This window comes from Mycobacterium sp. pW045 (genome assembly GCF_041287085.1).
GTDB classification, from domain to species: domain Bacteria; phylum Actinomycetota; class Actinomycetes; order Mycobacteriales; family Mycobacteriaceae; genus Mycobacterium; species Mycobacterium algericum_A.
In genome coordinates this window covers 208,145-229,530 of record NZ_JBGGKU010000007.1, presented here as the reverse complement: position 1 = coordinate 229,530, position 21,386 = coordinate 208,145, and the positions used below count along the sequence as shown (strand labels likewise).

Genomic DNA, 21,386 nt, shown 5'->3' with positions numbered 1-21,386 from the left:
GACTGCATGGCCGTAGAGTGCCCTGTCATCGACCGGCCGGGCATCTGCGCGTCGCCTACGCCAGCTAGTTTCCTGAATCGGTTCGGGTTGGTGACGAGTCCTACGGCGTCGTCGACCCCATCTCATGGAGCTCATGGCGTTCGGTTAGATGACGTCAACTGCCAGGGTGAAGCCTTCGGGGCGGTCAAACTGCAATTCGCCCCGTCCGGCGGCGACCGCCTGGCCGGAGCTGATGACCGACTGCGTCAACGAGGTCAGAAACTCCGACAGGGCCGCCCCGGTATCTGCCCCACGTGCGGCCTGGAAGGCGTATTTCTCGTCGGTCGCCAGCTCGCACACTACCGCGGCGTCCGCATCGCCGATTCCGAACGCAATGATGTTGGGTCTGGTCGGTGTGGCTAATAATCGCGACCGAGCTGCCCGCCAGTCTTCCTTCTTGTTTGGCAGTCCGTCAGTCAAGAAAAACACTGCCGGACGAAGCACCGAGAATCCCTGCTGCTTCAGGTGGGGAACATCCACGGATATGCGGTAACCGAGCTGTTCGAACGCGGCAGCGTAAGACGTCAGCCCCTGAGCGCTCAATGTCGGCCTCCAGGTGGTCGACCGCAAGTCCGCGGCTTCAAGGTGAGTAAACGCCGTGGTGGAGAATCCGATCACTGAAAACCGAACCCGAGCAGCCGCAAACGGTTGCCGCTGCAGCTCATCTTGCAATGTGATCAGACCTTCATTGAGGTCACCGACGTTTGGCCCCATCGACCCAGACTCGTCGGCGACGAAGTAGACCAGCAAAATTGATCCTTTGGGCTCCACGCCTGCAGCACTCCTACCTCGTGGGTCGACGCCGTCGTCGACACCCGGTCGCAGTTACCGTAAAGGACCGCGGTTCCGGGTCACGCTAGCATTGCGGTGCGCCTCCGGGAAGCAAATGCCATATTCGCGGCGGCACCTAATGCTTAGGGCCGCGATATGACTGACCGCGGTGAATGAGGCGGGGCGGCAGTACCGTTCAGCCGGTCCCGGGTTGCCCACGCGCTCGCAATCAGCCGCCGGGGAAAGGGCTCACCGGATCCGCCAAACGTCAGGCGCGGACACCCGCGTTAAGGTATGAAACCCGCTTCGCGACATGAGTACCCGCATTGGCACACCCGTCGACGACCGGTCGCGTTATTGTCCGAGCATAGAGAGCAGTCAGAAAACGGAGGAGTCGCCGATGACGACGCCAAACTCTCCCGGCTGGTATGACGACCCGCAGGCGCAGGATGCGGAGCGTTACCACGACGGCCAAGACTGGACGCCACAGCGGCGGCGGAAGCAATCGATGCACCGTCGACCTACCCAGCCCCCCACACCACACCATCCTATGGCAGCCGCAGACCCTACCTATGCTCCACCCAACCAGGGTGCGCCCGCTACCCATTCGCCTTGGGCCTCCACGCCGAGGGATGGCTACGGCGCTCCAATTCACGCCGGACCTGCCGGTCCGTACGGGCCGCCGCCCCCGCCGATGCAGCTTGACGGCCACGGTCCTTCCGTCCCTGCCGCGCCCAATGGACCGTACGGTGCACCTCTGCCGCCGCCCCCCGGGAGCTACGGTGCGATGCCTCCTTTCGGCGGTTCCGAGCAACTGCTGGTGACGCGGTTGCGAGCCGGAATGGCTGGCGGTATCCACCGGACGATGGGACTCTCCATCGCCGGGGCCGGTGTCGCGTTGATCGCCGCATCCTTCGCTGTGTGGGGGAAGGCAAGGATCGTTGCCACCTACAAGGGCGCACTGGCCTCGGAGACCTACTCGTTCCCCGGCGTCGGTGATCCCACCATCGCGGTCACCTACTCCGACAACACAGCCAATGCAAATCTGAATGTGAGTGATCCGTCATCGCTTCTGGTCAACACGCATCCGGGCTGGATAACGTTGCTGCTCGGTATCGTTGCGCTGATCGCTGGTTCCGCCTATCTGTGGTCGAACCACCGCAAGGCCGTCGCGACAGTGGTGGCCGTCGTTGGAAGTATCGTGGGGGCGCTTTGCGCCAGCTATTTCTTCGATCTCCGCAGCACCTTCGGTGATCCGCCCGACTTGGCCAGCGCCGATTTTTCACCGGCTATCGGCTTGGTTGGGAGCTGCATACTTGCGTTTGCCCTAGTGGCGCTGGGTATAGCCGCTTACATCATCGAAACGAGACGGACGCGACTGATTGGGCTGCCTTACTGACCGCGGGCTTCACCGGATCGCACTACGGTGTCGGACCCACACGTGGTTGAGGCTGGGATCGAAGTCGCTCAGGTGCAAATGGGTGTCAGAGAACCGACTTCCGAGACCGAAGGTGGTCGGCGGGGCGCCGAATGTCGGACTTAGCGAATAGCCTCCACCCCATGGACACGGGCGTCTACGAAACCCTGCTCACCGAGCAATTGGCTGTCCAGCTCGCGCACCACACTGACCTGCATCCTGACTACGGCACCGTCGACGACGCCGAGCACGCATCGGCCATCGCGCACTACCTTGCACCGATCATCGAACGGTCCCTGCAGGCTGCGCGCACCGTCGAAGACCGGGTGGCCCTGACGCACCGCATCCTGGACGCACTACCCGACACCTACGCCGAGGGCGCCGCCCTGCACACGGACGACCCGGGCAAGATCACCCGCCTCGACGAGGTGCGCCGCGCTCAGGCCCTGGCCGACAACAGGCTCCCTCGCCCGGCCACCCCGTTCTCCGATGCCGCGCTAATGACCAACGGTCGCGGCGAGCCCACCCTCGCCGCCGAGCTGCGGGCTGAGCTTGCCAGCGCTGACCGGGTCGATTTGCTATGCGCGTTCGTCAAATGGCAGGGCCTGCGGCTGCTAGAAAAGGAGCTCACCGAGCTACGCGAGCGCAACATCCCGCTGCGCGTCATCACCACCACCTACCTGGGCGCCACCGACGCACGCGCCCTGGACGCCCTGGTGAATGAGTTCGGCGCCGAGGTCCGGGTCAACTACGACACCACCATCACCCGCTTGCACGCTAAGGCATGGCTGCTGCGGCGCAACACCGGCTTCCACACCGCCTACGTCGGCTCCAGTAACCTTTCGCACGCTGCCCTGGTCGACGGGCTGGAATGGAACGTGCGCCTTTCGGCGATCGCCACCCCGCATCTGCTTGAGAAATTCCGGGCTACCTTCGATTCCTACTGGGAGAACCGCGATTTCGAGTCATACCGTCCCGGCCAAGACGGTGATCGGCTCCGCCAGGCCCTCCAAACCGCATCCGGAGACCGCAAGCGCGACCCGCTGGCGGTCACCCTGTCCGGCCTGGAAGTGCGCCCCAAGCCCTTTCAGGCCGAGATGCTCGAGCAACTCGACGCCGAACGCACCCTGCACGACCGGCACCGAAACCTGATTGTCGCTGCCACCGGTACCGGCAAAACCGTCATGGCCGCCCTGGACTATCGTCGGCTGGCCCGCGACATTCACGGCCGCGACCTCAGCCTGCTGTTTGTCGCGCACCGCAAGGAAATCCTCGGTCAAGCCCAACGCATGTACCGGGAAGTCCTCACCGATGCCACCTTCGGGGAACTCCTCGTCGACGGCCAGCAGCCGACCAAGTGGCGCCACGTGTTCGCCAGCATTCAATCGCTGTCGGCGGGCCGGCTGGCCGACATTACCCCCGGCCACTTCGACGTCGTCGTGGTCGATGAGTTCCACCACGCCGAAGCCGCGTCCTATCGCCGACTGCTCGATTATGTGCAGCCGATTGAATTGCTCGGGCTGACCGCCACCCCGGAGCGCGCCGACGGTGTGGACGTGCGCGCCTTCTTCGACGGCCGCATCGCCGCCGAACTGCGGCTGTGGGAGGCCCTCGAGCAAACCTTGCTCTGCCCGTTCCACTACTTCGGTATTCACGACGGCACCGACTTGGAAACCGTCCAATGGAAGCGCGGCGGCTACGATCTGGCCGCGCTGAGTACTGTCTACACCGGTAACGACGCCCGAACCCGCATCGTGCTCAAACAACTGCACGACAAGGTCGGTGACGTCGCAGCCATGCGCGGGCTGGGGTTTTGCGTCAGCGTCGACCACGCCCGCTATATGGCCCAGTGCTTCAACGACGCCGGCATTCCTGCCCTGGCCGTCTCGGGCGACACACCCGCCGATGAGCGCCGCGCTGCCCTGGCCGCGCTGCGCAACCGCGACATCAACATCATCTTCGCCGTCGACCTATTCAACGAGGGCCTCGACATCCCCGAGGTCGACACCGTGCTGTTCTTGCGCCCCACCGAAAGCGCCACCGTCTTCCTGCAGCAATTGGGACGCGGGCTGCGACTCACTCACGGCAAGACCGTGCTGACCGCGCTCGACTTCGTCGGCCACCAGCGCCGGGAATTCCGCTTCGACCAACGCTTCCGGGCCCTGACCGGAACGGGCGGCAAGGCGCTGCAACACCAGGTCGAGCAAGGCTTCCCATTTCTACCGTCGGGAAGCCAGATCGTGCTCGACCGGGTCGCGCAAAAACTGGTGTTGGACAACATCAAACAACAAGTGGCGCCCCGTTGGGTGGCGCTCGTCTCCGAAGTGCGATCTCACCCCGACGACCGGCTGGCGGCCTACCTCGACGCCTACGGTCGGGGTCTTCCCGACATCCTGAAGAACAACCGGTCCTGGACTACGTTGTGCCGCGAGGCCGGGAAGCTGGCCCTTGAAGCCGGCCCCCGAGAGACGCACCTGGTCAAACGCGTCCGTGCCCTCGCGCACACGGACGATCGACTGCGCTGGCAGAGCTATCGGGCCTGTCTTGATGGGGCTATCGACCTGAGCGGCCCGGCCGAACGACGACTGGCCGCGATGCTGTTCTACTCGCTGTTCCCCAACGGCGGCGGCTTCGCTGATGTCGCAGCCGGACTCGGTGCCCTGGCCGGAGAACCCATCGTCGACGAAATGCGCCAGGTCATTGATATCGCCTTCGATACCGCCAGGCGCACCACCTACGACCTGGGTGTTCTCGTTCCGTCGCTGGCCGAGGTTCCGCTGCAAGTGCACGCCACCTACTCGCGCGAGGAAATCTTGGCCGCATTGGACTACGCGGCTCAAAACCGCACCCCGAGCACCATGCGTGAGGGTGTCGTATGGCGCCCAGAGCTCAACACCGACGCGTTCCTGATCACGCTGAAGAAGTCCGAGACCGACTACTCGCCGACCACTATGTACCGCGACTTCGCGCTCAGCGACCGGCTGTTTCACTGGGAGTCGCAGTCCACCACCTCGGCAGCCTCGCCGACTGGGCAGCGCTACATCCATCACCGCGAAAACGGCTCACACATCCTGTTGTTCGTACGGGCTGCCAAATCCAACGCGCTCGGCGCGGCGCCGTATGTGTTCCTTGGACCGGCCGACTACGTCTCACACGAGGGCGAGAAACCGATGGCGATCACTTGGCGGCTGCACCAGCCGATGCCGGCGGAGGTGTTTCAGGCGTCGAGCGTGGCGGTGGCGTAGGTCTCGGATAGCGCCTGCGATACCGTTTTGCGAACTGCCTACGTTCTTGGGCCGGGACCGTGATGGCACTCGCCCTGCCCCGCACCAACGCCAACCCGAATCCACCACTGCGGATGGCTGATATCCAGCCGGATGCTCTGCTGGTACCCCGACCACGTCGGCACTCCGGGTGCTTGGCCGCGGTAGAGCCCACGGGCGGCCGCGACCACCCGCTCATACTGGGTCGGCCAGCCGATTTCGCTGGCGATCTGCTCCAGCACGGTGCGGTCGCGGCCGAGCACGCGGTCCACGATCTGCAGCGACGGCAAGGCGTGCCGCTTGTCACCGTTGCACCGCGGGCAGGCTAGGACCAGGTTGGCCAGCCCATCGATCCCGACCAGCGACCAGGGCAGCACATGATCGACCGGATTGTCGGACCGTAACGCGGTGTCGCAGTAGAAGCATCGCGCGCCGAATACGTCTTTGAACGGTTCGCGCACCGCGGCCAACGAGATCCGTTCCCGCCCGAACAGGTGGCCGCTCACGTCGGGTACCTCGGCGTCGAGGAACTTGTTCATCCGCCGTACGTCATCGACCCACATGATCTCCAGCGCCGGCTTGAGCAGCCCGGCCAGTCGCGCCAACCCGTGGGCGACCCCCGGCTTGAGTTCGATGGCATCACCGTGGGCGCGCAGGGTGGCCCGCGAGACGTGATCGTGCAGAAATGAATCGTCGTAGAGAAACCGGTCGCCGGCGGCGCCACCCGGCAGATGCTGCAGCCGGTGCAAGGGCTGCTGGGCCAGACACAGGGTGATCTCGTCGATCGCCGTGCGGTAGGCCTGCGGGGCGCCTTGCATCGCGATCGCGAGTGCCGAACCGCGGTGGCCGGCACCGGACTCCTCGCGGAACCTGGTGGTGGCGGCGAGGATCCGGGCGCGCGGCTGCGTTGACTGACGAAGCTCGTGGCCATCGAAGGGGCGCACCTGGCGCCAGTAGATCTCCAAAACACGGTGCGCCAGCTCGGGTATCGGCACGGTCAGCGGCGCGTCCGGATCATCGGGAAGGTGCTCGATGCAGTGGTCAATCAGCGCGGTGATCGTGGCGAGCTTGTAGGTGGCAGTCCGCAAGCCGGTCTCCAGAATTGCGACCACCTGCTGGCCGAGCAGCAGCGGGTCGATAAGCCCGTCAGCCACCGCACGTCTCCGCATCGGAGCACCGTCGCACAGGCTGCGCTGTCGGAAGCCGGCGGTAGAAAGACACGAGACGCAGTATGGCAGGAGGTGTCGATGTCTAAGGGCAAGCTCGTGCGAGACAAGATCCCCGACTTGATCCGCGCGTCGGGGCGCACCCCGGATGTTCGGGTGCTCGATGAGACAGCCTACCGCGAGGCCTTGCACGACAAGCTCCTCGAGGAGGCGGCCGAACTAAAAGAGGCAGTGACCACGACCGAGGTGCTCGCCGAGATCGCCGACGTGTTGGAGGTGCTCGCTGCGATGGCCGCGTTGCACGGCCTGAGCTTCGAGGACCTGGTTGTCGCTGCGGAACGGAAGCGTCGCGAGCGGGGCGGGTTCGTCCAACGGTGGTGGCTGTCGGCCGCCGGCGCCGATTGTCTCCCATATGGGCCCGGAGCTTCCCCCGACGTAGGACGAACTGTCACACCCCCCTCGTAGCCTCTAGGCCATGAACACGGTGACGGACCGGGCCGGCGCGGCACTGCGTGCCGGCATCGGTCCGGTCGCCGCCGTACTGCTTGTTGTCTCGCTGTTCGGATCGGCCGGGTGGGTCATCGCGACCATGGTGCTGGCAGCGCTCGTGTTCGTCGGCTACCTAGTGATGCCCTACCTCGATGAGCAGCGGACCCTTGCAGTGCGTTACCGCAAAGAGGTTCGCGAGCGTGCCGATCGACAGCACCATTGGGTGTTGCGCGGCGACAGTAGAGGCCTCTACGGGCCCGACGGCGCCGAGCTGATGCGCCGCATCGAGGCCGACTCGACAGCGGATAGCCTCGACGATCCCGACGACGATCCTCCAGCCGCCGCAGTGGCCTACACCCCCGAAGCCCTGGCCACGCTGATCGCCGACAAGCCCGCCTGCTGGCGCTACGCGGCCTTCGCTTCTGTGCTGGTGCAGCGGCGTGCGGAGCTGCAACCACGTCTGCGCGATCAAGAGCTGGGCTACGCTCCGAGCCGGAGCACCCGCATCCACACCGGATTCAAGCTGGCGCAACACCTGTTTGAGCTACTTGAGCAATTGTTGGCGCTGATGGACCAGATCGAGCAGTTGATGCTCAGCTCGGGGTTCACCCGGATGTTCGGCGATCCGACCGACGGTGACAGCGCCGACGCCGACGCGATCGTGCATGCCGCGAACCGGCTGATGGATCTGCACGAGCGGGTGCTCACGCTGGCCGAACGCTGCCGTGGCATCGACGCGCCGAGCGACCACGCCGACGTGGTCCGCGACTGCGCCCGGGTGTTCGATGCCCCGCTAGAGGGCTACCGCAGATTCATCGATGAGTTCGTCGAACGCGTCGGCGAATTTCCCGAACTACTGCGCTATGCGCGCGGCTACATCGAGATGGACCCGATCATGTTGGAAGTCAACGACAGCAACGGGCTGCTGGACAAGGCCTTCGCCGGCATCCGGTCGTTGGCGCCGGCGGGCCGGTGACCGCTGCGGACATCATTCCGACGGGTCCCATTGTCGGGGTAGAAAGGTACCAACCATGGCGTTGAACATCAAAGATCCATCCGTGCATGAGGCGATCAAACAGATCGCCAAGATGACCGGTGAGTCCCAAGCGCAGGCAGTCGCCGGTGCGGTGCGTCAGCGGCTGGCCCAACTGCAGGCGGATGGCCTTGCCGATCGTCTGCTCGCCATCGGGCGCCGGACCGCAGTCCGGATGACCTCGGAGACCAAGCGGCTCGACGACGGGGCGTATCTCTACGACGAGCGGGGACTGCCGGCATGATCGCCGGCACGTCGGCGATCGTTGCGATCCTTCGTGACGAAGACGACGCGGCGCGATACGCGCGAGCCATCGCCAACGCAACGTCACGCAGGTTGTCCGCGGCGTCCTACCTCAATGCGGCATTGTCATGGGCTCCCAACGCGATCCGGTGATCAGCCGAGCGTTGGATGAATTTCTCGACGAAGCCGGCTTTGTCGTCGAGCCGGTGTCCGAGCGACAAGCACGCCTGGCCAGACAGGCCCACGCGGACTTCGGAAAGGGCAGCGGCCATCCCGCTGGCCTGAACTTCGGGGACTGCCTTGCCTACGCGCTGGCGACCGATCTGCGGGAACCGTTGCTGTGGAAAGGTGATGACTTCAAGCACACCGGAATTCGCTCGGCGGCCGACGACTAGGCAACTTCGCGAACATGCAGGGTCTCGCTTCGCCGAGGTGACGACGGCAATTGTGCTGCGGATCCTCTCTTCAGCTTGGGTGCGTTCGTTGACGTGGGCCTCGTCCCATCGGATCACGAGGTGTCTACCACGCCGAGGCGCGAGTCGATTCCGTACCGCGGCTAAGCAGCGCCACCAGTTCCACCGGGTCAGACCAGCCGTTGAGCAGTGCGATCAGTCGATCACGCTGCTGCACCGAAACCGGCTCCAGCGCGAAGAACCGCATGCCGACGCCGTCGGGCGCCATACGGGCGCAGACCAGCTGCCCGGGGTACAGCGTGTAGTCGGCCGTGTACGCCACGGCCCCGTGTCGTTCGCCGGTGCGTACGTCGCATACGGCGACACCCTTGCCGTGCTGCACGCGCTCGATCTCAAACACCGAACGAGGCGCCCGCACCCACTGCTCGGCCAGCCCCTGTTCGTCCTCGGGCAGCAGCATGCCGCGCACCATCAGGAATTCCTCGAATCCGCCGCCTTCGAACAGCACGGTGTCGATCACCACCGGGTCGGCCAGTGCCGCATTGAACGCGTCCACGTCGTCGACGATGACCGAGCGACACCGTTCATAGGCAACCGCGTAGCGCAGATCGGTCCAGTCGCCGGACAGCACGTGCTGAATCGCCTTGTGGTACAGCCAGCCCGCCCGGTCGCACAACGGCAGCTTGCCCAGATGACATTTCTTGTACTTGCGTCGCGATCCGCACCAGCACGGGGCGTTGCGGCCCAGATCGTTTCGCTGCTGTGGGCGATGGAGCCGCAGCAGGTAGTGCAGCGGATGATCTGCCTTGGCTCGGGCGCGTCGCAGCAGCGCCAGGCCGGCCTCGGCGTCGCCGCGGTCAGAGGCGAGGCGAGCCAAGTCGACCAGCGGCAGTGGCCAGCTGTCGTCCATCTCCTCCGCCTGCAGCAGGTCACGTTCGAAGCCGGCGATGTCGCCGTCGCGTTCGCACGCGACTGCACGTAGCCATTGGCAGGCCACCCGCGACTGCGGCGCCACCCGCGGCGACAACGCGTCCGCCAGCAACCGCAACCCGCCCGCGCTGAATCGGCCGTCCCGCACGGTCTCAGCCGCCAGCGCCTCCGCGATCACCGGATCGGCCAGTGCATTGCCGACGTCATCCATGATGTCGTCGACCGCGTTCACCGCAGACTCGGCCGCGTCGGCGACGGGACGCTCGCGCAGTTGGTACACCGCCAGCAGCCCATACAGTCGCAGCAGTATGTTCAGCATCTCCGCCGCATCGCCGGTCAGACGATGGCGTCGCGCGAGCCGCTCACTTTCCCGCTCGAAAACCCAGGGGGAGAAGTCGAAACCCGGCGGTGCCAGCCATTCGCCACGTCGAGCCAGGCCACGCTTCTCGGTCAGTTCCGACAACGGCGCTACCGGCTCGGTGAAGAGTGCCGGATCGGCTACGCACACCGTCCATGCCAGCGCGTCGATGCACTCCGGCTGCGTGCCGAGCAGTGCCGCCAGCTGTGAGTCCGCCGTCGTTGTGAGCGCCGCGGTGACTCGTTCGACCACCAGGCCCGCCTCGCTTAGCCGCAGGCCGACCAGATCACCGTCATCGACCTTGAGTGCCTCGAACGTTCCTACCTCAAGCGCGAGCACACTTCCGTTGCTGAGCAACCACTCCGGAATGTCCCACTCGGACAGCAGGCGATCATCGCCGGGCCGCAGAAGGTGGACGGCGGATCCATCGGCCAGCCGTTGATAGAGCGCGCAGTCGCAGAGCAAGGCGATAGGGGCGAGATCCGGGCCGACGGTGAGCACATCGAAGTCCACCTCGGCCTCGGTGACCCGTCGGGTGAACCCCCGGCCGGCCAGCACGGCGGGCAACCATGCCCAACGTCCGTCGGCCAATTGCCCTACCGGGATTTCGATTCCGAGTCGTAGCCGCCGCAGGACACGGGCGGGGTCGGTCACCCGAGCGCCCCGGAGGTGCTCGGCGATGTCGGCTTCGTGCAGCGGGCCGTGCTCGGTGAGAATCGTCGACAGTAGCCTGACGGGATCGAACGGCTCGGTCATGGCGGTCAGGGTAGGGACGAGGCCGGGCGGCTGCACTTCACCAGACCGGGCGGTGTGCAGAAGCGTCCGCGGAGTTCGCTCTTGGACCCGACATAACGTGCGGTGTCGCGCAGAGGCGGGCAATCACCACAACGCGTCGTCGTAGTTCAGCACGGCGACGTCGGCAAGTCAGCCGGACCAGTCGCTCTCCGCCGGTTCCGCGGACTCATCGAAGACGTCCGACACTGCGAGCCACCGGCTCAGAAACTCCACCAGCTCCACCGGATCCGGCTCGTCGTCAAGCAGCGCGAGCAGCTCATCGCGCTCATCTGGCTCGACCGGGTCGATGCCGCCGAAGAACGCGAAACCCTCGCCGGTCGGCAGCGCCCGTGAGCAGATCAGCTGCCCCGGCTCCAGCGCGCGACTCCGCGTGGTGACCTCGAGCACCTCGCCGATGCGCACGTCGCGCACGGTGACGCTGTGGCCGGGCCGGACCTGCTCGATCTCGAACACCGCGCGCGGCACTTGCAGCCACTGCTCGGCCAGCTGCCGCTCGTCGTCGGGCAGCAATGCGCCACGTAGTTCCAGAAATTCGGCGAACGCCCCGCCCTCGAACAGCATGGTGTCGATCGCCAGCGGGTCGGTCTTGGCGGCCGCCAGCAGATCGTCGATCTCATCCTCGACGTGGCGGATGCGTTCGTAGCCCGCCAGCATCAACAACTCGGCCCACTCGCCGCCGAGCAGCTGCTGGTGGGCCTTGGCGTAGAGCCAGCCCACCCGCTCCGGCAGCGACAACTGCTCATTACCCAGATGGCACTTCTTGTACTTGCGGCCCGACCCGCACCAGCACGGCTCGTTGCGGCCGACGTCGGTACGCGGCTGCGTCCGATGCCCTTCCAGCAGACGCACCAGCGGGTGATCCGATCCGACACCGGCGCGATGCAACAGCCCCAAACCGGCCTCGGCGTCGCCGCGATCGGAGGCGATCCGGGCCAGCGTCAGCAACGGCAGCGGCCACTCCGGGTCCAATGATTCGGCGGCCAACAGCTCGCGTTCGGCCCCGGCGACGTCGCCGAGCCCCTCGCACGCCATCGCCTGCAGCCAGCGGGTGGCCACCCGCGCCGAGCGCGGCACCTTCGACTCCAGCGACTCGGCGAGCATGCCCAGGGCAGCAGCACCCGCCCGGCCCTCACGGGTCGCCTCCTCCATGAACGACAGCGCCAGCACCGGATCGGCCAGTGCGGCACCCAGTTCGCCGAGCACGTCTGCGTATTGGCCGTCGGCGGACTCGGTTTCGGCGGGCGCTTCGACCTCGTCGTCGCCCGTGTCGGCCATGGCGATGTCGAGCACTTGGGCCATCTGTGCATGAATCTCGACCAGCGTGGTCAGCACGAAGGCATCGTCGTCATCCAGGCCGTACCGGTCGGCCAGCCGAGCACATTTGCGCTCGAAGCGCCACCGCTCGAAGTCGAATCCGGCCGGCGCCAGCGAGTCCCCGCTGTGAGCCAGCCCGTGCTCGTCGGCGATCTCGCCGAGCGGGGCCAGCGGCGTGGTGAACAGGGCGGGGTCCGCCGTGCACACCGCCCACACCACGGCGGCGAAATAGGACGGCTCGTCGGCGTCGAGCAGAGCGGCCAGCCGATCACCGAGCGTCGTGTCCGTGGTCGCGGCGACTGGCTCCAGCGCGATCCCGCCGTCGGTCAACCGCAGCCCGAGCAGATCGCCGGCGGCCAACCCCAGACCGGCCAACGCGCCCGGCTTCAGCAGCAGCGCGCCGGACTCAGCGATCAGCTCGACCGGGATGCCGCGCTCCGCCAGCAGCTCGTCGTCGTAACCAGGCAGTACCACCGCCACCGGTGCGCCGTCGGCAAGCTCGGCGTAGTCGTCGTGATTGCACAGTTCGACAATCGGATCCAGATCCGGGCTGACCGCCACCACGTCGTGGGTGAGTTCTTCGGCGGTGATTCGGTGGGTGAAGACCCGCCCGGCCAGCAGCGCCGGCAACCACACCCACCGATCGTCGGGCAGCGGTCGGGCCGGGCAGCTGTAGTCGTTGAGCAGTTCTTCGATGACGGCGTCCGGGTCGGTGACACCGGCCTCGCGCAGCCGCAGCTCGATGTCCTCGGCGGCCAGCGCGCCGTGTTCGGTCAGGATCGCCGCAAGGGCCGGTACCGCCTCGGAGGAATCGGTCACGGATGACACCTTAGGGTCGGCGGTCCTCGGGTGCAGCGCGCAACGCGTTGAGGCTCGCGACCCTCGCCCGACGGAAAGCCCGCATCGCGCTGACATCGCGATCGACCGCTGCCACGCCACACCGGAATTCGCTCGGCGGCCGACGACGGGCACTACCCTCAGCGTCAAATGACCCACCCCGTGCGCTACCGACCCGGCGACGCGCTGGCCGCGCTGCACCGCCGCCGCGGCCCGATGATCGACGCCGGGATCGGCCGCCACGGCTACGTCTATGTGTTCGGGGCCGATGCCAACAAGTTCGTCTTCGCCAACTCCGACGCCTTCAACTGGTGGGACGCCTTCCAGGTGCTGGTGCCCGTCGACGGACCCACCGCGTTGATCGTCAGCGACGGCGCCGACCATCGTCGCCGCCGCAGCCTGGTCCAGCCGGCGTTTCACCACCGCCACATCGCCAACTATCTGCAAGTCATGACTGCCAACGCCGACAGCGTCATCGACACCTGGCACCGCGGCGCCACCGTCGACGTCTTCGCCGCATTGCGCTCGGCGATCCGGCGCAGCGCCATCGAATCGCTGTTCGGGCAGGCGATGGCCGGCCACACCGATTTCCTCGGCGAGCAACTGCAACCGCTGATCGACCTGACCCACCGGCTGCCGCAGGTGCTACGCGCCGAACAGCTGCTGCGCTCCCCGGCCTGGCGGCGCGCCATGGCCGCCAGAGCCCGCGTCGACGAGCTGATCTACGCCGAGATCGCCCGCGCCCGAACCCATCCCAGCCCCGACGACAACGTGCTGGCCACGTTGATCGACGGACGCACCGACGACGGCGCGTCGTTGCGCGACGACGAGATCCGCGACCAGATCGTCTCGCTGATCGCCGCCGGCTACGAAACCACCAGCGCGGCGATGGGCTGGGCGGTCTACAACCTGCTCGCCAACCCCGGGGTGTGGGAGACCGCGGTCGTGGAGATCCGCGATGTCCTCAACGGCCGCGCCCCAGCCGCCGCCGACTTGAAGGACCTGACCTACCTCAACGGCGTCGTGCACGAGACGCTGCGGCTCTACCCGCCGGCGGTGATCTCCGCGCGCAAGGTCACCCGCGACCTGTCGTTCGCCGGACGGCGCATCCGGGCCGGACGCACGCTGGTGTTCAGCCCGTACGTCACCCACCGGCTACCCGAGCTGTGGCCCGACCCGCTGCGCTTCGAACCGCGTCGCTGGGATCCCGCCTGGCCGGGCTACCGGCGGGCGGCCCCGTACGAATTCCTGCCGTTCGGCGGCGGCACGCACCGCTGCATCGGGTCGACCTTTGCGACCGCTGAGCTGACGGTGATGCTGGCCCGGCTGCTGGCCAGAACCGAGCTCAGCCTTGCCGACCAGCGCATACGCGCCGGCGGTTATGCGGCCCTGCAGCCCCGTGACGGGCTGAACGTACAGGTCACGCGGCTTCTTTGACCCCGACGACCACGGGTGCGTCGGCATGGACTGGCTTTTCGATCTGACATATGATGTGGTGTAGACCACGTTAAAAAACAGATGTGACCCTGAACACAGGAGCTGCTGCCATGACCGCTTTCTTGAGCGCCTTGGGTATCACTGCGGCCACCGCAACCATCGGCGCCGGCATGATGGGCCAGACCACGGTGGCGTTGTGCGTCGGCCTGGTGTCATCGGCATTCTTCGCCGGCCGACTCTGCTGATTCGCACGCGAAACGCACGCTGCCGTCGGTAGGCCATGGCAGTCTCGTCGGCGTGCCGATCTCGCTGCCCGACGAACCACGCTTCGCCAGCTCCTCTGAACGCCACGTCTATCAGGCGCTGATCGACCAACTCCAGGACGGCGACCTGATCGTCTCCGGTCAGCGCGTCACCGATCACCTCAAAGACCACGAGATCGACTTCGTCGTCGCGATCGAGGGCGCCGGCATCATCTGCATCGAGGTCAAGGGCGGCGAGATCTGGCACGACGGATCCGGGTGGCGGCAGCGGGCCGGGGCCAAGGAGCGCCGTATCCATCCCGTGCGCCAGGCGCGCGACGCCTGCTACGCGCTGCGGGACTACATCGAGCACGATCCGCGCTGGAAACAGGGCCGACTGCGCTGGGATCACGTGGTGGCCTTGCCGCACACCGAGCTGCCCGACGACTTCGAACTGCCCGACTGCCCGCGCTGGAAGGTGATCGACCGCAACGACCTGCCGCAGTTGGTGTCTCGGCTGCGCCACGTGCTGATCCGCCAGGAACTCGACCGGCCGCTGCTGACCGCCGACGGCATCGACCAGTTCCGCACCGCCCTTGCCGGGCGCGGGCTGCCGCAGCGCGACGTGGTCGCCCGCGCCCTGGCCAACGACAGCGCCGCCGACGCCCTCACCGAACAGCAAGCCGTGATCCTGGAGGCCATCCGGCTGCTCAACCGGGTGCAGGTGCGCGGCAGCGCCGGCAGCGGCAAGACCTACCTGGCCGTGGAGCAGGCCCGCCGGCTCGCCTCCGACGGGAAACGCGTTGCGCTGCTGTGCTACTCGCACGGATTGGCCTCCTACCTCAAACGGCTCACCGGGGCGTGGAAACGCCGCCAGCAGCCCGCCTACGTCGGCGAGTTCCACTCGCTGGGCGTGATGTGGGGTGCCCCCGACGGGGCGGGCCACCCAGACGACTCGGTGTTCTTTGAGGAGCAGCTGCCGCAGCAGATGCTGGCGCTGGCCGAAAACCTCGACCACGGCCAACGGTTCGACGCGATCGTGGTCGACGAGGCGCAGGACTTCGCCGACGCCTGGTGGGACCCGCTGCTGGAGTCGTTGCGCGACGACGAGGAGGGCGGGCTGTTCGTGTTCAGCGACGAAGGCCAGCGGGTCTTCGACCGGCAGGGCACGCCGCCGGTGCCGTTGGTGTCGCTGGTACTCGACCGCAACCTGCGCAACACCCGCCAGATCGCCGCCACCTTCCGGCCGCTGGTCGATCACCCGATCCGGTTCCTGGGCGCCGACGGGCCGGAGGTGCGGTTCGTGCCGTGCCGCAAGGAGACCGCCGTTGAAACCGGCGATGACGAAGTCGAGCGGCTGCTCGACGACGGCTGGCGGCCCGAAGACGTCGCGCTGCTGACCACCGGCAGCCGTCACCCCGAACAGGTCGCCCGCCAGCAACAGGGCACCGAGGCCTATTGGGACAGTTTCTGGGACGCCGAGCAGGTGTTCTACGGACATGTGCGGGGCTTCAAGGGATTAGAGCGCCGCGCCGTCGTGCTCGTCGTCGACGCCAGCGGCCCGGTCGAACTGGCCCGGGAACGCCTCTACGTCGGGTTGTCCCGGGCCCGGGATCAGCTCGTGGTCTGCGGTGATCCGGATTTCATCGCCGAGGTGGGCGGACCGGCGCTGGCGCGGAAGTTGGGAATCGGTTAGGGCTTCGATCTGGGATCGTCAGAGCTGGATGACGGTGACGTCGGGCATCGCCGAGTAGTCGGTGTCCTGGGTCACGACCGGGACATTGTGAGTCAAAGCCGTTGCCGCAATCCAACTGTCGTTGATCGGGACCTTCCGGCCGGCGACGTGTAGCTGTGAGACCAACAAGGCCCACGCTTCGGAGACTCTTTCATCGACGCTCAACGGTTCGAAGCGCTGCGCGATTTGGTAGGTGGATAGCCGGCGCGCTGCGGCCTCGGGAGCGGAGGCTTGCAACACCGCTAGTCGGAGCTCTCCGAGCGTGATGGCTGACACGCCCCACTCGAACGCTGCAAACCTGTCTGTGTCGATACGTTGCGCTTCAAGGCCGATGAAGACTGACGTGTCCGCCAGCGCTCGCTGCAGACTCATGACCGCTCAGTCGGGCAGGTCGTCGGTGGTCTGCGCGAGAATCTCGCGCAGTTCTTGACGCATGCCGGTGCTATCTGGGCCCAATCGCGCCAGTTCGCCGAGCACTTCCGCGGCGGGCCGCCACTGGCGTCGTCGCGAAACCGGACTGATCAGCGCCACCGGGCGGTTGTCTTTGAGCACCTCGATCTGTTCACCAGCGGCGACCCGGCGCAGAATCTGCGCGGTGTGGTTCCGGAGATCGCGAGCTGGAACTGTAGCGGCCATGCTACAAGTGTAGCGTTCCATCGTCACCGCATTCCCGGAACGTAGGTCTGGCACGAATAGGTGACCGGGTCGCACATCACCGGCAGTGTGGTCCAGCCGCCGTAGGTGCCCGGCACGTTCCAGGTCGGCAGCAGCGGGCCGTCGTAGTACGGGTTGGGCATGTACTGGCAGGTGTCGTAGGCCGCGCACGGTGGTGGCGACTGGGCCCACGCGACCACCGGAACACCCAGGCCCAGCCCGGACACCGCCAGCGCGGCAAGCAGGTATCTCATGTCCCCACCGTGGCACGGGGTACCGACAACTATCGTCGGACGATGACCGTCGAGCAGCGACTGGCAGCCCTTGAGCAGATCGAGGCCATCAAAGCCCTCAAGCACCGCTACTTCCGGGCCTGCGACGCCAAAGACCCCGTCACCTTCCGGGCCTGCTTCATCGCCCAGGGCGCCGACGTGCACTACGGCCCGCTGGGCGGCTTCGACGATGCCGATCAGATCGCGGAGGTGTTCACCCGCATCGCGCTGCACAAAGTCGACGGCAAACCGGTGATCCTGGACATGCACCACGGCATGCACCCCGACATCACCATCACCGGCCCGAGCACCGCCACCGGACACTGGACGCTGAAGTTCCGGCAGCTCAACCTGATTGACCGCACCGAACGCCTGCTCACCGGCGAATACGACGATGACTACGTCATCGAGGACGGGGCGTGGAAGATGGCCCGCAGCCATTTCCGGCAACTCTGGGTGGTCACCCGCCCACTGGGCGACGCCGTGGTGGAGGCCTGAGATGAACGACGCCCGAATCGCCCTGGTCACCGGTGCCAGCCGCAGCGTCGGCAAGGGCATCGCGCTGGCGCTGGGCTCGGCCGGCTGGACCGTCTATGTCACCGCGCGGCGCGAGGGCGGAACCGGTGGGCCGCTGGATGAGACCGCCGCGGCTGTCGGCGACCGCGGCGGGCGCGGCATTGCCGTGCAGTGTGACCACCGCGACGACGCCCAGATCGCCGCGCTGTTCGCCCGCATCGCCGACGACCAGCACGGCCGGCTGGACCTACTGGTCAACAACGTGTGGGCGGCACCCAAAGGATTCGCCGGGTTCACCGAGAAGTTCTGGCAGCGCCCGCTGTCGGACTGGGACTCCCTGATCGGGGTGGGGTTGCGCGCCCACTACGTCGGCTCCGTGCACGCCGCGCAGCTCATGGTGGACCGCGGGTCGGGCCTGATCGTCAACATCTCCTCGTTCGGCACCCGCGGCCACCTGCACTCGGTGCTCTACGGCATATCCAAAGCCGGGCTGGACAAGATGGCCGCCGACATGGCCGTCGAACTGGCCGGCACCGGGGTGAGCGCGATATCGGTGTGGCCCGGGCTGGTGAAAAACGAAGTCATGCAAGGCTTCATGGACCGCGGCCTGGACAACTTCCAGGGCTTCGCGCTGGCCAACGCCGAAACCCCGGAGTTCATCGGCCGGGTGATCGCCGCGCTGGCCGCCGACCCCGATATCGCCGCACGCAGCGGGCACACCCTGATCACCGCCGAGACCGCCCTGGACTACTCCGTCACCGATATCGACGGCAACCAGCCCGACTCGCACCGGGAACTGTTCGGCGGCGGGCCGCTGTACTAGCCGTGCCCGCCCGATTGTCGATCTGGGCACCAGCGCCCATACACTTTCTGGCGCCATGACCGACAACGCCGTGCACTCCGAAGCGGGCCGCCGCAGGACCTTCGCAGTCATCAGCCACCCCGACGCCGGCAAATCCACCCTGACCGAGGCGCTGGTGCTGCACGCCAAGGCCATCACCGAGGCCGGCGCGGTGCACGGCAAATCCGGTCGCCGCGCCACCGTGTCGGACTGGATGGAGATGGAGAAGGCCCGCGGCATCTCCATCACGTCGACGGCGCTGCAGTTCGGCTACCGCACCGCGCGGGGACAGGACTGCGTCATCAACCTGCTCGACACCCCCGGCCACGCCGACTTCTCCGAAGACACCTACCGGGTGCTGACTGCAGTCGACTCCGCAGTCATGCTCATCGACGCCGCGAAAGGCCTTGAGCCGCAAACCCTCAAACTGTTCCAGGTGTGCCGCCACCGCCGGATCCCGATCATCACCGTGATCAACAAATGGGACCGCCCCGGCCGCCACGCCCTGGAATTGATGGACGAGATACAGACCCGGATCGGGCTGCGGCCCACCCCGTTGACCTGGCCGGTCGGCATCGCCGGAGACTTCCAGGGGGTGCTCGACCGCCGCTCGGGGAACTTCATCCGATTCACCCGGACCGCCGGCGGCGCCACCGCGGCACCCGAGGAACACATCCCCGCCGCCGACGCGCACGAGGCGGCCGGTGCCGACTGGGACACCGCGGTCGAAGAGTGCGAACTGCTGAGCGCCGACGGATCCGACTTCGACCGCGAGGCGTTCCTCGACTGCACCGCATCACCGGTGCTGTTCACCTCGGCGGCGCTGAACTTCGGGGTCAACCAGCTGCTCGACGTGCTCACCGAGCTGGCGCCGGCGCCCGGCGGGGCGCTCGACATCGACGGCGTCCGGCGCGCCACCGACGCGCCGTTCAGCGCCTTCGTCTTCAAGGTGCAGGCCGGCATGGACTCCGCGCACCGCGACCGCATCGCCTATGCGCGGGTGTACTCCGGCACCTTCGAACGCGGCGACGTGCTCACCCACGCCGCGACCGGCAAGCCGTTTGTGACCAAGTACGCCCAATCGGTGTTCGGCCAGCAACGCTCCACGCTGGACACCGCCTGGCCCGGCGACGTGATCGGGCTGGCCAACGCCGCCGCCCTGCGCCCGGGCGACACACTGTACTGCGATGTGCCCGTGCAGTATCCGCCGATACCGAGCTTCTCGCCCGAGCATTTCTCGGTGGCCCGCAACGTCGACCCCAGCAAGCACAAGCAGTTCCGGCGCGGCATCGAGCAGTTGGACCAGGAGGGCGTCGTGCAGGTGCTGCGCTCCGATCGGCGCGGTGACCAGGCGCCGGTGCTCGCCGCGGTCGGCCCGATGCAGTTCGAGGTGGCGGCCCACCGGATGGCCACCGAGATCGGCGCGGCCATCTCACTGGAGTCACTGCCCTACCAGGTCGCGCGGATCGTGGACCCCGGCGACGTCGACTTCGTCGCCAGGCAGTCGTTGACCGAGGTCATGACCCGTAGCGACGGGGTGCACCTGGCACTGTTCTCCAACAGCTGGCGGCTGCAAGGCTTCCAACGCGACAACCCCGATATACAGCTGCGGTCCTTGGTGGCCGCCGACGAATAGCCGGGACCGCTGGATCAGTTGCGCAGCCGCACCATTCGCGTCGTCGAACTCTCATCGAGCTCGACCAGGTCGGAGTAGGACCGCAGGAAATCACTGAAAGACTTGTAGCCCAACTCTTTCTCGCTGAACGACGGATCCATCCGCTTCATCTGCGCTTTGACCGCCGAGTTGTGCAACCACTCGACGTCGTCCTTCTCCAGGCCGATCTGCAGCGCGCGGGTGAGCAGCGCGGTGGCGGTGTCCGCCGGATCCGGCTCCGGCGGTTCTTCGGGCTGCTGCTTGGGCTGGCGGGTGCGCCGCTTCGGTTCGGCGTCGGCGTCGGCGTCGGGCGGTGCGGGCTCGAACACCGGCACCCCGGGTAGCGCGTCGTAGCTGATGAAGTCGTCGCAGGCCGCGGCCAGCGCCCGGCTGGTCGATCCGGCCACCCCGATGCCGACCACATAGCGGCCCAACCGTTTACAGCGCTGCGCCAGCGGGATGTAGTCGGAGTCGCCGGCCACGATCACCACATGGGTCAGATCCGGCAGCCGGAACATGTCCTCGACCGCATCGACGGCCAACCGGATGTCCGCGCCGTTCTTGCCGTAGGCGGCCGCCGGGAACAACTGCACCAGATCGACCGCGCGGGCCACCAGCTGTTGGCGGTAGCCGGTGTTGACCTCGGCCGACCAGTCGGCGTAGGCGCGGGTGAGCACCAGCGTGCCGAACGACGACGCGAAGTCGATGATCGCCCCGACGTCGATGGTGGCCCGGGCCAGCCGATCCGGATGCTTGGCCAGACCCTTTGCTTTGTCCTTCTGGAACGAGTTGCGTCCGTTGACCTGGTCATAGCGCGAGATCACGATGTTGTCGAAGTCGATGTAGACCGCGACCCTGGTGTCGCCGGATTGCGTCATGGTGACAGTGTGGCACCACCGGCCACATCCGTAGCGGCTTGGTGGGAATGGGGTAGTTGCCCGGCTCTGAGCGACAACTGCTGACGCGG

At 66.8% G+C, this 21,386-nt stretch carries 19 protein-coding genes and 2 pseudogenes; 13 read left to right on the top strand and 8 right to left on the bottom strand.

The window, feature by feature from the left end:
- Positions 1-144 precede the first annotated feature (144 nt).
- A complete protein-coding gene (locus ACAG20_RS13800; RefSeq protein ID WP_370492909.1) occupies positions 145-789 on the bottom strand; it encodes a hypothetical protein in 645 nt (214 codons plus the stop codon).
- A 334-nt stretch (positions 790-1,123) separates the two neighbouring features.
- Here ACAG20_RS13800 and ACAG20_RS13795 point away from each other — a divergent pair.
- From ACAG20_RS13795 to ACAG20_RS13785, 3 genes and pseudogenes are all read left to right on the top strand, one after another.
- Positions 1,124-1,306, top strand: a pseudogene (locus ACAG20_RS13795) (DUF2510 domain-containing protein); the annotation flags it as partial.
- Between the two features lie 291 nt (positions 1,307-1,597).
- Positions 1,598-2,209 carry a hypothetical protein gene (locus ACAG20_RS13790; protein WP_370492969.1) on the top strand — a complete coding sequence of 204 codons (612 nt, stop codon included), beginning with the start codon at positions 1,598-1,600 and terminating at the stop codon, positions 2,207-2,209.
- 161 nt (positions 2,210-2,370) lie between these two features.
- Positions 2,371-5,472 carry a DUF3427 domain-containing protein gene (locus tag ACAG20_RS13785; protein ID WP_370492908.1) on the top strand — a complete coding sequence of 1,034 codons (3,102 nt, stop codon included), beginning with the start codon at positions 2,371-2,373 and terminating at the stop codon, positions 5,470-5,472.
- A gap of 38 nt (positions 5,473-5,510) precedes the next feature.
- On the opposite strand, the gene ACAG20_RS13780 is transcribed toward ACAG20_RS13785, so the two are convergent.
- The gene (locus ACAG20_RS13780; RefSeq protein ID WP_370492907.1) at positions 5,511-6,644 is read right to left on the bottom strand and encodes an HNH endonuclease; all 1,134 of its coding nucleotides are present in this window, start codon (positions 6,642-6,644) and stop codon (positions 5,511-5,513) included.
- A 93-nt stretch (positions 6,645-6,737) separates the two neighbouring features.
- Here ACAG20_RS13780 and ACAG20_RS13775 point away from each other — a divergent pair, with 93 nt between their 5' ends.
- The 4 genes and pseudogenes from ACAG20_RS13775 to ACAG20_RS13760 all read left to right on the top strand — a co-directional run bounded on the left by ACAG20_RS13775 (position 6,738) and on the right by ACAG20_RS13760 (position 8,816).
- Positions 6,738-7,121 (top strand): nucleoside triphosphate pyrophosphohydrolase, encoded by a 384-nt coding sequence (locus tag ACAG20_RS13775; RefSeq protein ID WP_370492906.1) that lies wholly within the window; start codon positions 6,738-6,740, stop codon positions 7,119-7,121.
- A gap of 10 nt (positions 7,122-7,131) precedes the next feature.
- A complete protein-coding gene (locus ACAG20_RS13770) occupies positions 7,132-8,121 on the top strand; it encodes a hypothetical protein (protein WP_370492905.1) in 990 nt (329 codons plus the stop codon).
- Between the two features lie 55 nt (positions 8,122-8,176).
- Positions 8,177-8,422, top strand: a complete 246-nt coding sequence (locus ACAG20_RS13765) for a type II toxin-antitoxin system VapB family antitoxin (protein ID WP_370492904.1) — start codon at positions 8,177-8,179, stop codon at positions 8,420-8,422.
- Positions 8,419-8,816 (top strand): annotated as a pseudogene (locus ACAG20_RS13760) (type II toxin-antitoxin system VapC family toxin). The gene ACAG20_RS13765 and the pseudogene ACAG20_RS13760 overlap by 4 nt, the downstream one beginning before the upstream one ends.
- A 124-nt stretch (positions 8,817-8,940) precedes the next feature.
- Here the strand turns inward: ACAG20_RS13760 and ACAG20_RS13755 are convergent.
- Together ACAG20_RS13755 and ACAG20_RS13750 are read right to left on the bottom strand one after the other, a co-directional pair.
- Complete coding sequence (locus tag ACAG20_RS13755; protein WP_370492903.1) at positions 8,941-10,878, bottom strand: SEC-C domain-containing protein; 1,938 nt, start codon at positions 10,876-10,878, stop codon at positions 8,941-8,943.
- 168 nt (positions 10,879-11,046) lie between these two features.
- The gene (locus tag ACAG20_RS13750) at positions 11,047-13,050 is read right to left on the bottom strand and encodes an SEC-C domain-containing protein (protein WP_370492902.1); all 2,004 of its coding nucleotides are present in this window, start codon (positions 13,048-13,050) and stop codon (positions 11,047-11,049) included.
- A 180-nt stretch (positions 13,051-13,230) separates the two neighbouring features.
- On the opposite strand from ACAG20_RS13750, the gene ACAG20_RS13745 reads away from it, so the two are divergent.
- The 3 genes from ACAG20_RS13745 to ACAG20_RS13735 all read left to right on the top strand — a co-directional run bounded on the left by ACAG20_RS13745 (position 13,231) and on the right by ACAG20_RS13735 (position 16,443).
- Entirely contained in the window at positions 13,231-14,505 is a 1,275-nt protein-coding gene (locus ACAG20_RS13745) for a cytochrome P450 (RefSeq protein ID WP_370492967.1), read from the top strand.
- A 110-nt stretch (positions 14,506-14,615) separates the two neighbouring features.
- On the top strand, positions 14,616-14,750 hold the full coding sequence (locus ACAG20_RS13740) for a hypothetical protein (RefSeq protein WP_286167728.1): 135 nt from the start codon (positions 14,616-14,618) through the stop codon (positions 14,748-14,750).
- A gap of 52 nt (positions 14,751-14,802) precedes the next feature.
- Positions 14,803-16,443: an NERD domain-containing protein gene (locus ACAG20_RS13735; RefSeq protein WP_370492901.1), complete on the top strand. Its 1,641-nt coding sequence runs from the start codon at positions 14,803-14,805 to the stop codon at positions 16,441-16,443.
- Between the two features lie 18 nt (positions 16,444-16,461).
- Here the strand turns inward: ACAG20_RS13735 and ACAG20_RS13730 are convergent, their stop codons facing one another.
- From ACAG20_RS13730 to ACAG20_RS13720, 3 genes are read right to left on the bottom strand one after another with little or no spacing between them, the layout of a single operon-like run.
- A complete protein-coding gene (locus ACAG20_RS13730) occupies positions 16,462-16,854 on the bottom strand; it encodes a type II toxin-antitoxin system VapC family toxin (protein ID WP_370492900.1) in 393 nt (130 codons plus the stop codon).
- 6 nt (positions 16,855-16,860) lie between these two features.
- Positions 16,861-17,118 carry a type II toxin-antitoxin system Phd/YefM family antitoxin gene (locus ACAG20_RS13725; protein WP_370492899.1) on the bottom strand — a complete coding sequence of 86 codons (258 nt, stop codon included), beginning with the start codon at positions 17,116-17,118 and terminating at the stop codon, positions 16,861-16,863.
- A 23-nt stretch (positions 17,119-17,141) separates the two neighbouring features.
- Positions 17,142-17,390 (bottom strand): hypothetical protein, encoded by a 249-nt coding sequence (locus ACAG20_RS13720; RefSeq protein WP_370492898.1) that lies wholly within the window; start codon positions 17,388-17,390, stop codon positions 17,142-17,144.
- 42 nt (positions 17,391-17,432) lie between these two features.
- Between ACAG20_RS13720 and ACAG20_RS13715 the strand changes: the two genes are divergently transcribed.
- From ACAG20_RS13715 to ACAG20_RS13705, 3 genes are read left to right on the top strand one after another with little or no spacing between them, the layout of a single operon-like run.
- Positions 17,433-17,906 carry a nuclear transport factor 2 family protein gene (locus tag ACAG20_RS13715; RefSeq protein WP_370492897.1) on the top strand — a complete coding sequence of 158 codons (474 nt, stop codon included), beginning with the start codon at positions 17,433-17,435 and terminating at the stop codon, positions 17,904-17,906.
- A gap of 1 nt (position 17,907) precedes the next feature.
- The gene (locus ACAG20_RS13710) at positions 17,908-18,747 is read left to right on the top strand and encodes an SDR family NAD(P)-dependent oxidoreductase (RefSeq protein ID WP_370492896.1); all 840 of its coding nucleotides are present in this window, start codon (positions 17,908-17,910) and stop codon (positions 18,745-18,747) included.
- Positions 18,748-18,802: 55 nt separating this feature from the next.
- Positions 18,803-20,401, top strand: coding sequence for a peptide chain release factor 3 (locus tag ACAG20_RS13705; protein WP_370492895.1), 1,599 nt, complete (start codon positions 18,803-18,805; stop codon positions 20,399-20,401).
- Positions 20,402-20,415: 14 nt separating this feature from the next.
- Here ACAG20_RS13705 and ACAG20_RS13700 read toward each other — a convergent pair whose 3' ends face one another.
- Complete coding sequence (locus tag ACAG20_RS13700) at positions 20,416-21,297, bottom strand: NYN domain-containing protein (RefSeq protein WP_112684733.1); 882 nt, start codon at positions 21,295-21,297, stop codon at positions 20,416-20,418.
- Positions 21,298-21,386: the final 89 nt, after the last annotated feature.

Coding starts and splice junctions, on each gene's coding strand:
- ACAG20_RS13770 (WP_370492905.1), top strand. CDS start 7,132: ATGAACACGGTGACGGACCGGGCCGGCGCGGCACTGCGTGCCGGCATC.
- ACAG20_RS13740 (WP_286167728.1), top strand. CDS start 14,616: ATGACCGCTTTCTTGAGCGCCTTGGGTATCACTGCGGCCACCGCAACC.
- ACAG20_RS13705 (WP_370492895.1), top strand. CDS start 18,803: ATGACCGACAACGCCGTGCACTCCGAAGCGGGCCGCCGCAGGACCTTC.
- ACAG20_RS13775 (WP_370492906.1), top strand. CDS start 6,738: ATGTCTAAGGGCAAGCTCGTGCGAGACAAGATCCCCGACTTGATCCGC.
- ACAG20_RS13715 (WP_370492897.1), top strand. CDS start 17,433: ATGACCGTCGAGCAGCGACTGGCAGCCCTTGAGCAGATCGAGGCCATC.
- ACAG20_RS13730 (WP_370492900.1), bottom strand. CDS start 16,854: ATGAGTCTGCAGCGAGCGCTGGCGGACACGTCAGTCTTCATCGGCCTT.
- ACAG20_RS13710 (WP_370492896.1), top strand. CDS start 17,908: ATGAACGACGCCCGAATCGCCCTGGTCACCGGTGCCAGCCGCAGCGTC.
- ACAG20_RS13785 (WP_370492908.1), top strand. CDS start 2,371: ATGGACACGGGCGTCTACGAAACCCTGCTCACCGAGCAATTGGCTGTC.
- ACAG20_RS13790 (WP_370492969.1), top strand. CDS start 1,598: ATGCCTCCTTTCGGCGGTTCCGAGCAACTGCTGGTGACGCGGTTGCGA.
- ACAG20_RS13755 (WP_370492903.1), bottom strand. CDS start 10,878: ATGACCGAGCCGTTCGATCCCGTCAGGCTACTGTCGACGATTCTCACC.
- ACAG20_RS13765 (WP_370492904.1), top strand. CDS start 8,177: ATGGCGTTGAACATCAAAGATCCATCCGTGCATGAGGCGATCAAACAG.
- ACAG20_RS13725 (WP_370492899.1), bottom strand. CDS start 17,118: ATGGCCGCTACAGTTCCAGCTCGCGATCTCCGGAACCACACCGCGCAG.
- ACAG20_RS13700 (WP_112684733.1), bottom strand. CDS start 21,297: ATGACGCAATCCGGCGACACCAGGGTCGCGGTCTACATCGACTTCGAC.
- ACAG20_RS13720 (WP_370492898.1), bottom strand. CDS start 17,390: ATGAGATACCTGCTTGCCGCGCTGGCGGTGTCCGGGCTGGGCCTGGGT.